Origin of the sequence: Pseudomonas sp. 22085, from assembly GCF_052045815.1 — a bacterium.
Lineage (GTDB): Bacteria > Pseudomonadota > Gammaproteobacteria > Pseudomonadales > Pseudomonadaceae > Aquipseudomonas > Aquipseudomonas glycinae.
Genome location: NZ_JBQEQA010000005.1, coordinates 3129 through 13576, shown reverse-complemented (window position 1 = coordinate 13576; position 10448 = coordinate 3129). Strand labels below are relative to the sequence as shown.

Here is a 10448-nt window from a genome sequence, read left to right as displayed (position 1 = left end):
GATCCGGGTCGTACTCAAATTATGTATACGACACCAGAACCTGCGGGAGCGGGCTTGCCCGCGATGCTTTAACGTTTTAATCGACCAACGTGCAGGCCATGACTACGGCATCTTCACGCCCGCCGACCGCCGGGTAGTAATCCCGGCGCCGGCCGATCTCGTTGAAGCCATAGCGCTCGTACAGGCGAAAGGCCGACGTGTTGCTGTCGCGTACTTCCAGGAAACATTCCCGGGCATCGGCGGCATAGGCGCGGGACATCAGGTATTCGAGCAAGGTCAACCCCAGCCCGCGCCCCTGGTTTTCCGGCTTGACCGTGATGTTGAGCAGGTGCGCCTCATCGAGAATGATCTGCACCACCCCGTGGCCCACCTGCTGCTCTCCTTCGAACATCAGCCAGATCTGGTACTTGCCCAGGCCGTCGAGAAAAATCCCGCGGGTCCACGGATGGCTGTACGCGGCGTATTCAATCTTCAGCACAGCGTCCAGATCCGCCTCGGTCATCGGGCGAAACGATACAGCGTCACTCATTCGATTCTTTCCAGCGCGCCATCAGCCGACGCATGGCTTGCCACACCGCGGCCTTGCGCTGTGGCTCATCCATCAACAATTCCAGCCCCGGCACGGCCCACGCCAGGCCAAGACCCTCGATTTGTAATTCAGTGTTGAACGCCTCGGCATCCGCCTCACCGGCAAAGCGCACCGCCGGCAGGCCGATCAGCCACAGGCAGGCGCACGGCGCCGCCTCCATCTGCACCGACAGGAAACCCTGAACGAAATCCCGGGCCGCTTCAGGGCCCTGATCCATCGTGCCGCGGTTCAGCCACGGCCAGCGCACCGGCTCACCGACAATCTGCGGCGCGTCCGGCAGACCGGCGGCACGCAGCATGTCCTTGAGTAACAGATAGGCAGGATCGCGCGACTGGAAGGCTTCGCCTGTGGGTAACTCCACCAGCAGCAGGCAACGGCCGGCGCGCAGCAATTGCAGGGCAAAACGCGGTGGCGGCACCGGTGCCGGCTTGGCCACCACGGGTGTTTCGTCGACTTCTTCGACCGGTATGGCGCCCGTGCGGGTGCTGGCCAGCGAAGGTCGCGGAACTTCGATTTTCGGCCGTTCGACCGGACGCGCGGCCGGCTGCTCCGGCGCTTCGGCCGGGGTGGCCGGGATCACCGGCGCAGCAATCTCGGGCTCGGGCATGTCCAGCAGCTCGGGCCGCGACGGCGCGGCAAAGGGCAATTCGGTGCGCGGCAGCCAGTTGACCACCTGCATGGCGTTCAAATAGGCGCGGCGGCGGGACTCGATTAGCAAGGGTCGGCCACTTGTGGATAACTGAAGTGCGCTGATTCTACCGCCCTTCGCTCAAGATCGCGCGCTGTTGATCGATAGTCTTGACCGATACCTTGACGCAAAGAAAAGCGACAGCCCGTCCCGAGAGTGAATCGCATCCTTCGTGATGCAGTACAATCGCGGCTTTTAATCGCCAACCAGCCGGCCATTCCGATGATCGAACCCAAGCGCGTCTTGCGCGCCCTCGCTGAACACTGGGCACTTCTGGAGCCACTGTGCGAGCACTTCGACCAGGGCACCCTGAGCCTCAACGAACTGCGCACGCAACTGGCCGCCCAACAACTGGACAGCACGCCGCAGGACATCACCAGCCTGCTCGACGTGTGGATCCGCCTCGACATTCTGGTTCCCGTGGCGAAAAGCCCGAACCGTTTCGAGCTGAACGCGCAGATTCACGACTTCCTCGCCTATCTGCGCCGCGAGCACCGTCTGGGCCTGTGCCTGGAAATCGAAGCCTATCTGCGCCACCTCGAACGTCTGGCCGGTTACATTCAGGATGCATTCGACGTCCGCGACGGCAATGATCTGGCCCGCCAGTTGCGCCTGCTCGACATGCGCGTGCGCGACGTTCTGAAGAAACTCGACAACGACGAACAGGCGCTGGTGGCCGTGGCCGAACGGGCCAAGACCAGCGACCGGCAGATTCCGCTGCGTCAGCGTTACGCCGAAGTGCTGGCAACCTGGGACGAATACGTCGAGCCGATGATCGATCTGGTGAACGCCGACGGCGCTTTCGAGCAAGGCGTGCGCAAGGTCGAAACCGTGCTGCTGAAGATGCTCAGCGAACAGCAGCGCCTCGGCCATCTGGTCGATGACGACATGCTGCTGCGCACCCACGCGCGCATCCTCGAAATGCAGACCAGTGCCCAGCTGACCTTGCGTCACGCTCGGGAATTGCTCCTGCCGCTGCGTGAAGAAGCCCGCCGGCACAACGCCGTGACCCGTGGCGCCGCCCTCGCCCTCGCCGCGATCCGCCGCAAAGGCATTGACGCGGTGCCACAAGCGGCGATGCCACTGTTCACCCGGCCGCAAAGCACCTTTCTCGGCAGCGCCAGTCAGGTCGAAGCCTACGTCTACGCCCTGGCCCGGTTCGAGCCGAAACCGGCGCGTTTTCCCAAGGCGCACAAATCGCAGAAGACCGGCGATGCCCCGCGCGCACCGCGCACCGTGCGCGAGATGGTCGACCGCTGCGAAGAATCCCTGCCGATGCCGGACCTGATGACCTGGCTGCTGGAGCAGGAACCGGACGGCGCGACCGACGAATTGCTTTACTGGTTCTCGCGCCTGTCGCGGGAAAAACGCTTCAAGCGCGAGCGTCTGGAACGCCGCGAATACCACACTCACGAGCACCAGGTCAGCCTGCGCTCCTTCGCCCTGCTCTCGGCCGCCGACACCGCCGCCGAGGATTCTGCGAGCATCCCCAATGCATCTTGATCTATCTGAACTGTCGCAACTCGCGCCGATCTTCCGCGAGCTGTTCAAGGGTTACCACGTCAGCCGCCGCGACCCGGAGCTGTACGCACAACTGTCGAATTTCCAGGACCAATACCGCACGCTGTTCAAGGCACTGGGCTTCGAACTGGTCTGCGACACCCGTGGTTTCTATTACTTCGTGCCGGACATGGCCGCAGCGGCGGTGAACAAGACTGCTCAGCGCTTGGCACTGTTCACTTTCATCCTGGTCGAGCATCTGGCCGATCAGGGCCGCGACCCGATCGCCGTACTCGACGGCGGCAGCCTCGGCCGCGAAGAACTGCCGTCACTGCTGGAAAAATACCGCGACCTGTTCATCCAGGCCGAAGTGCAGACCGTTGAAGAGCTTGAAGAAAAAATCATGCGCCGCATGACCCAGCTCGGTTTCGCCAGCGAGGAAAACGGCGTGTACCGTTTCCTGCCGCCGATGCACCGGTTCCTCGACGTCTGCCTGTCGGTCCAGCAGGACCGCGATCTGGCGGCCAGCGTGCACAGCGTTCTGCCGCTGCCGGCACCGGTGCTGATCGACGAAGAAGCCGAGGCGAAATTCCTCGCCACCGACGACCCGCTCGATCTTTCCGAATTTGAGGAAGAAAGCGAAGAAGACGCACTGGCCCGCGCCATTGCCGAAGAACAGGAGTCCGACGCATGAGCCAGGAACGCTACGGCATCCGCCGCTTTGCCCTTTTGAACACCGCCGGTTACAGCCTTGGCCTGTTCCCGCTGGAAGAACCGCTGTCGGTCTACGGCGCAAACAACCTCGGCAAATCCGCCTCGATCAACGCCTTGCAGTTCCCGATCCTGGCGCGCATGTCGGACATGAGCTTCGGCAAATACAGCCTGGAACAATCCCGGCGCTTCTACTTTGCCTCCGACACCAGCTACATCCTCGTCGAAGTGAACCTGCCTCATGGCCCGCACGTGATCGGCGTGGTCGGTCGCGGCCCGGGTGGCGGTTTCGGTCACCAGTTCTTTGCCTACGCCGGCAAACTCGACCTGGCGCACTACCAGAAAAACGACACCTGCCTGCGCCAGAAGGAGCTGTTCAGCAACCTTGAGAAAGAAGGCCTGAAAGCCTACGAACTCAAGCCGGATGAGCTGCGTCGCTTGCTGGTTGGCGGTCACACCTCGATCCCGCTGGATCTGACCCTGATCCCGCTGCGCTCCACCAGCGAGCAGAGCCTGAAGACCTTCCGCGCGCTGTTCATCAACCTGCTGCACATGCGCGAAATCACCGCAGCCAAGCTCAAGCAGCTGTTCCTCGATGCGTTCGAACACAGCCTGCGTTCCGGCAGCGTCGATTACATCGCCGCGTGCGAAGAAGCCTTCCGCGACGTGCGGCGCATGGAACAGGACTACAACTCGTTGGTGGCGGCCGGCCCGTTGGTCGAAGCCTTGGCCAACGGCGTGAAACAGCGCGATGTGCTGCGCGGCAAACTGCATCGCCTGTCGCCGCTGCTCGACTCGTTGCTCGGCACGTGGTCGGACTACGCCACGGCGCGCAAGGAAGAGCTGACCATCCAGGCCGAGCACTACCGTCGCGAACAAGACGATCTGCAAAACGATCAGCGCGGTGGCACCCAGGAACTCATGCGTCTGGAGCGGGAAATCTCCGGTATCCAGCGCTGGCTCGGCGAGTTGTCGGTGCTGAAGAACCGCTTTGCACTGGTCGATGACGTCAAGGTGCTGGAGCAGCAACTGCTGGCGGCCAAGGACGCTCACGACGAACTGGCCGGTGCGCTGGCGCAGTCCCGTCAATTCAGTGCCGAGGATCTCGAAGAACGTCTTCGCGATCTGGAAAAACGCCTGAAGTCGGTGAAGCAGCAACTCGATCACGCCGACAACAACAGCTACGCCCGTCTGCGCGAAGAGTTCTCGCAACAGGACGTCGAGCGCCTGATGCGCCTGTTCAACAGCGCGCTGTTCAGTCTGCCACTGGGCGAACACGGCATCACCCTCGACGAGAACGGCGAGTGGGTGAAATCGGTCGAGCTGATCCTCGATGGTTTCAAGGGCGAGCGTTTCGAAGTGCCGGGCCTGTCGATCGACATCTCGCACATCGAGCCGCCGGCGCTGCAAGCGCTGGCCGACCGTGCCGCGCTGCGCGATCAGAAAGAACGTCTGGAAAAAGAGCTCAAGCAACTCAAGACCCAGCAAGCCGTGGCCGCCGACCGCGCCGCGAGCAAGACCCAGACCGAAGCGCTGTACCAGCAGGTGCTGGATGCGCAGAAGGCGCTGGAAGATTTCCGCCGCACTCAGACCCTGAGCGCCGAAGAAAGCGACAAACTCGAGCAACTGGCGCAGATGGAAGCCGCGCAGGACGAACTCAAGCGCTCCAGCGATGCGTTCACTGAGCGCGTCCAGCAACTGTCGGCCAAGCTGCAACTGGTCGGCCGGCAAATTGCCGACATGGAAGCCAAGCAACGCACCCTCGACGATGCCCTGCGTCGCCGTCAGTTGCTGCCGGCGGACCTGCCGTTCGGTACGCCGTTCATGGATCCGGTTGACGATTCGATGGACAACCTGCTGCCGCTGCTCAACGACTATCAGGACAGCTGGCAAGGCCTGCTGCGCGCCGACGGGCAGATCGAAGCGTTGTACGCGCAGGTGCGCCTCAAAGGCGTGGCCAAGTTCGACAGCGAAGACGACATGGAGCGCCGTCTGTCGTTGCTGATCAACGCTTACGCGCACCGCACCGACGAAGCCCTGACCCTGGGCAAGGCGCGTCGTGCAGCGGTCACCGATATCGCGCGGACCCTGCGCAACATCCGCAGCGACTACGACAGCCTGGAGCACCAACTGGCGCTGTTCAACCGCGAGATCAACAAGCGTCAGGTGTCCAACCTGCAGAGCTTCCGCATCGTCCTTGCGCCGAACAAGGAAGCGCTCAAGCACATCGACCAGATCATCCACAGCGCCGGTCAGTACGAAGAAGGCGAAACCCTGTCGGTGTTCGACCTGAGCCAAAGTGCGGAACAGGACAACAAGAACGAAGAGGCCAAGGAATACCTGGCGCGGCTGGTGGCGGCGAACCACAACCAGCTCGGCCTCAAGGACTTGTTCGAACTGGCGTTCGAGATCACCAAGGTCAACGGCCAGCCGGTGATCCACACCGACATCGATGGCGCGGCGTCCAACGGCACGACGATGACCATCAAGGCGCTGACCAACATGTACCTGTTGCTGCACTTGATGGACCGCGACCTGGCCGGTCGCGTGCGCCTGCCGTACTACCTCGACGAGGCAGCGGACATCGACGAGAAGAACCAGGCCGCACTGCTGGAAACCAGCCTGCAACTGGGCTTCGTGCCGATTCTGGCGAGTGTGAAGCCGCAGGTCTGCGCCAGTGTCGCCATCGACCTGGAAGGCGGCAGTGGCCCGGCCGGGATCTACATCGACGAGGCCGACTGGAAGTACATCCGTCGCCACGATGTGGTGAAGGCCACCGTCAATGTCGAAGCGGACGAGCCGGAGCTGGATGCGGTTTGATGCGTAACTGACGGGCACAAAAAAGGGCCGCGTTCCATTGGATCGCGGCCCTTTTTTATGTCTTGGAATTTTGTGCTGAATGACAGGACCTCTTCGCGGGCAAGCCCGCTNATTTGTATTCAACACAAAAACCTGTGGGAGCGGGCTTGCCCGCGAAGGCGTCCTCAACAACGCCCCATATTCCCGGATTATTTACCGAGGGGGATTTTCGGTGCCCAGTTCAGCCACTCGTCTTCGAACTTGTCGAACAGCGGGAAGGTTTGCTCGGCGCGCGCGGGGTTGCCCATCTGCTCGCCGTCCGGCGTGGCGAAGGCAATGCCGCCCTGAATCGCTGTCTCAAGCGACTCCGTGCGCACCGTTACGCCTTTGAACAGGCCGATGTCGAAACCGACGCCGCTGGTGTTCCAGAAGCGACTGCGGCTGCGCACCAGTGGCGCGTATTTCGGTTCGATCAGGATGTGCACCAGTACGCGATCCGCTGTCTGGCCCAGTTCGTAACCGGTGACTTTGCCTACGGTGATCTCACGGTAGGTGACCGGCACGCCCGGTTTCAGCGAGCCACGACGGGCAGCGCTCAACACAAGGCTCAAGCCTGCCTCCTGCTTGGTGACTTCCGGCGGATTGGCCAAGGCCACGAAGTTCTTCTGCGGGCCGAGGTTCTTGGCTGCCGGTTGCACTTCGATGTACTGACCGGTGACCAGGGTCTCCAGGTTCGAGGTCTTGATCAGCCCCAATTCCGGTTTGACCACCCAGAACTGGCTGCCAACCCGGGCAATCTTCTCCGGCACTTCAGTGATGCGCGCGGTGAGGATGACCGATTGCAGATCATCGGTCAGGTCGACACTTTCGATCTTGCCCACGTCCAGGCCTTTGAAGCGAACCGGGGTGCCGCTGCGCAGACCGTCCGCACGATCCACCTTGATGGTGACGACGGCGCCTTTCTGATTCGCTTCATCATGGCTGGCGAACAGACGGAAACGGGGGATACGTTTTTGCAGCGGCGCCTTGGCTTGAGGGGTTTCGAAGGCGATACCGCCGGCCATCAGGGTCTGCAACGATTCACTCTTGACCTGAATGCCGCCGGTCAAACCGCCGGTCAGCGTGACGCCGCTGACGTTCCAGAACCGGGTCGAGGCGTTGACCAGGTTTTCGTATTCTTTCTCGATGTGAACGCCGATCACCAGTTGCTTGCGGGTCTTGGAGAACTGATAACTCTGCACCGAACCGACCTTGACCTGCTTGTAGAGGATCGGGCTGCCGACATCGATTGAACCGAGGGTATCGGTGAACAGCACAAGGTGCAGGCCGGGTGAGCGCAGATCCAGCGGCGGCGCTTTTGGTCGGGCTTCGAATTCACGTTGCGGAGCGCCGCCCTTGTCGCCCGGGCGCACGGCGATGTAGTTACCTTTTACCAGTGCTTCCAGACCGGTGATGCCGGCCAGGGAAATCGACGGTTTGACCACCCAGAATTGCGTGCCGGTGACCAGATAGTCTTCGGCCAGCGGGTCGAGAGTCAGTTCGGCGGTCGCGCTGGACAGGTCCGGATCGATCTTCAGCGCTTTCAGGTTACCGACCTGAATGCCCTTGTACATCACCGGAGTGCGCCCGGCTTGCAGGCCTTCGAAATCGCTGAGTTTGACCTTCACGCGGATGCCGGCGGCGGCCGCATCGAAGTCTTCGTAGAGACGGAACGGCAGGCTTGGATCGGTGGGCGGGCTGTCCTTGCGGTTCTCTGGCGTGGCGAAGGCAATACCACCGGCGACGATGCTGGCCAGAGACTCGCTGCGCACTTTCACGCCGGACAGGTTGGCATCGATGCTGATGCCGCTGGCGTTCCAGAAACGGGTGTGTTTGCGCACCAGTTTGGCGTAGGTCGGTTCGATGAACACCTTGAGCTCGACCGTGCTCTGATCTTCCGACAGCACGTAGCTTTTGATCTGGCCGACTTTGATCTGCTTGTAGAACACCGGGCTGCCGCGGTTCAGCGAACCGAGGCGATCAGCCTTGATCGTCAGGTGCAAACCGGGTTTGGAGTCCGACAGCGGAGGCTCTTCGGCCAGGGCCTTGAACTTGCGGGTCGGCTCGCCTTCGCCGGGGCTGATGGCCACGTAGTTACCCGATACCAGGGTTTCCAGGCCGGTGATTCCGGCCAGGGTCACGCTCGGTTTGACCAGCCAGAAACGAGTGCTGGTCTTCAGGTACTGATCGACATCCTTGTTCATCTCGATAGTCGCGATGACACCTTTGGAGTTGCCTTCATCATCGAGCTTGAGTGCTTTCACCTTGCCGACCGGCATGCCTTTGTAGACCACCTCGGTCTTATTGGCTTGAATGCCTTCACCGCTTTCAAACCGCACCTGAATCTCGATGCCGGTTTCGTTATAGGCACGCCAGCCGAGCCAGCCGCCGATAATCAAGGCGATCAGGGGCAGTACCCAGATGGCAGACCAGTTCGAAGCCGGTCGGGTTTTCGCTACAGGCAAATCAGTCATGGTCGGCATCCGACTCCGTGTTATCCCAAATCAGTCGGGGATCGAAAGTGACAGCGGCGAGCATCGTCAGAATCACCACACTGGCGAAGGCGATGGCGCCAAGATTGGCTTCGACACTGGCAAGCCGGCCGAAGTTGACGACCGCCACCAGAATGGCGATCACGAAAATATCGAGCATCGACCAGCGGCCGATGAACTCGATGAAGCGGTACATCCAGATCCGCTGACGGGCGGACAAGGGCTGGCGGCGCTGCACGGAAAACAGCAGCAGCGCGATGCCCACCAGCTTGAACGTCGGCACCAGGATGCTGGCAATGAACACCACGGCGGCAATCGGAATCATGCCGTGCTGCACCAGCTGGATCACGCCGGACATGATCGTGCTTGGGTCACCCTGGCCCAGTGAGCTGACGGTCATGATCGGCAGCACGTTGGCCGGGATGTAGATAATCGCGGCCGTAATCAGCAGCGCCCAGGTTCGCGCAAGGCTATTGGGCCGCCGAGCGTGAACCAGCGCACCGCATCGGGTGCAGGTCTGCACATCGCTGTCGGTATCCTGCCTGTTCAGTTCGTGGCATTCGGTACAGATCAGAATGCCCGCATCAATCGCCCGCATGGGCATCTTCTCCTGATAACGCCTGCCAGATCTGATGCGGTGACATCACCACTTCGAGCCAGACCTGAACCAGTAACAAGCCGATGAAACATGCCAGACCGAGACCGACGGTGATGGCGGCCATGTCCGCCAGTTTGACGATCGCCACCAGGACGCCCATGAGGTAGACCTCAAGCATGCCCCAGTCTTTGAGGTGGTGATAAATGCGGTAGAGCAGCAGGCCGTAGCTACGACCGATGTTGAAACGGATGGTCAGCAACACGACCAACTGACACAGCAGTTTCAGCAGGGGAATTGCCATGCTGCACAGGAATACGACGACTGAGACACCGCGCATATCGGTATTGAACAGACCGATCACACCGCTCCAGACCGTGTCCTGCGACGATTGCCCGAGAACATTGAGCTGCATGATGGGTAAAAAGTTCGCCGGTACGTAGAGCAACAGCGCGGCAATGACCAGGGCAAGACTGCGCTGCACCACGTTATGCCGATGAGCGTAGAGTTCGTAACCGCAGCGTGGGCAGAGGGCTTTTTCGCCGTGAGCAAGCTTGGGCTTGCGCATCAGCAGATCGCACTCATGACAGGCCACCAAGTCATCCAGCGGTAAATCTGACAGCCCGGGGGCGTCAACCGAATCTGACATAAGGGCTCTGGCTCCGAAAAAGTTGGGATCTATTCTAGTGTTCTGATTCGAAAATAACTGTGCAAATTTGTTCGCTGACGCGAGCAAAAACTTTCCTGCAGGCAAAACAAAACCCCAACTGCTTTCGCAATTGGGGTTTCGGAATTTAATCTTGACGATGACCTACTCTCACATGGGGAAACCCCACACTACCATCGGCGATGCATCGTTTCACTTCTGAGTTCGGGATGGGATCAGGTGGTTCCAACGCTCTATGGTCGTCAAGAAATTCGGGTACTGACTCGCGACCAGATGGCCTCGCTTCAGCAAATTGGGTATGTGACAGCTGTCGGTGTCTTGTGAGCGTCGAACTTTCGGTTCATTGCGTCTTCACACACCGCAATCTG

8 protein-coding genes and 1 rRNA gene are annotated in these 10448 nt (G+C 60.9%); 3 read left to right on the top strand and 6 right to left on the bottom strand.

Features of this window, described 5'->3' with window-relative positions; genetic code table 11:
* Positions 1-76: 76 nt before the first annotated feature.
* Together rimI and ACTJK7_RS06955 are read right to left on the bottom strand one after the other, a co-directional pair.
* Positions 77-529, bottom strand: coding sequence for a ribosomal protein S18-alanine N-acetyltransferase (rimI, locus tag ACTJK7_RS06960; protein WP_102687513.1), 453 nt, complete (start codon positions 527-529; stop codon positions 77-79).
* A complete protein-coding gene (locus ACTJK7_RS06955; RefSeq protein ID WP_064378537.1) occupies positions 522-1268 on the bottom strand; it encodes a hypothetical protein in 747 nt (248 codons plus the stop codon). The genes rimI and ACTJK7_RS06955 overlap by 8 nt, the downstream gene beginning before the upstream one ends.
* A gap of 231 nt (positions 1269-1499) precedes the next feature.
* On the opposite strand from ACTJK7_RS06955, the gene mksB reads away from it, so the two are divergent.
* From mksB to mksF, 3 genes are read left to right on the top strand one after another with little or no spacing between them, the layout of a single operon-like run.
* A complete protein-coding gene (gene mksB / locus ACTJK7_RS06950; RefSeq protein WP_170928981.1) occupies positions 1500-2780 on the top strand; it encodes an Mks condensin complex protein MksB in 1281 nt (426 codons plus the stop codon).
* The gene (mksE, locus tag ACTJK7_RS06945; protein ID WP_011335946.1) at positions 2770-3471 is read left to right on the top strand and encodes an Mks condensin complex protein MksE; all 702 of its coding nucleotides are present in this window, start codon (positions 2770-2772) and stop codon (positions 3469-3471) included. The genes mksB and mksE overlap by 11 nt, the downstream gene beginning before the upstream one ends.
* Positions 3468-6308: an Mks condensin complex protein MksF gene (mksF, locus tag ACTJK7_RS06940; RefSeq protein WP_108563253.1), complete on the top strand. Its 2841-nt coding sequence runs from the start codon at positions 3468-3470 to the stop codon at positions 6306-6308. The genes mksE and mksF overlap by 4 nt, the downstream gene beginning before the upstream one ends.
* Before the next feature lie 188 nt (positions 6309-6496).
* Here mksF and ACTJK7_RS06935 read toward each other — a convergent pair whose 3' ends face one another.
* The 4 genes from ACTJK7_RS06935 to rrf all read right to left on the bottom strand — a co-directional run bounded on the left by ACTJK7_RS06935 (position 6497) and on the right by rrf (position 10327).
* A complete protein-coding gene (locus ACTJK7_RS06935; protein ID WP_323151075.1) occupies positions 6497-8800 on the bottom strand; it encodes a PqiB family protein in 2304 nt (767 codons plus the stop codon).
* Entirely contained in the window at positions 8793-9416 is a 624-nt protein-coding gene (locus ACTJK7_RS06930; RefSeq protein ID WP_007951771.1) for a paraquat-inducible protein A, read from the bottom strand. Before ACTJK7_RS06930 ends, ACTJK7_RS06935 begins: the two co-directional genes overlap by 8 nt.
* Positions 9403-10062 carry a paraquat-inducible protein A gene (locus tag ACTJK7_RS06925; protein ID WP_064378541.1) on the bottom strand — a complete coding sequence of 220 codons (660 nt, stop codon included), beginning with the start codon at positions 10060-10062 and terminating at the stop codon, positions 9403-9405. The genes ACTJK7_RS06930 and ACTJK7_RS06925 overlap by 14 nt, the downstream gene beginning before the upstream one ends.
* 149 nt (positions 10063-10211) lie before the next feature.
* A 5S ribosomal RNA gene (rrf, locus tag ACTJK7_RS06920) occupies positions 10212-10327 on the bottom strand.
* Positions 10328-10448: the final 121 nt, after the last annotated feature.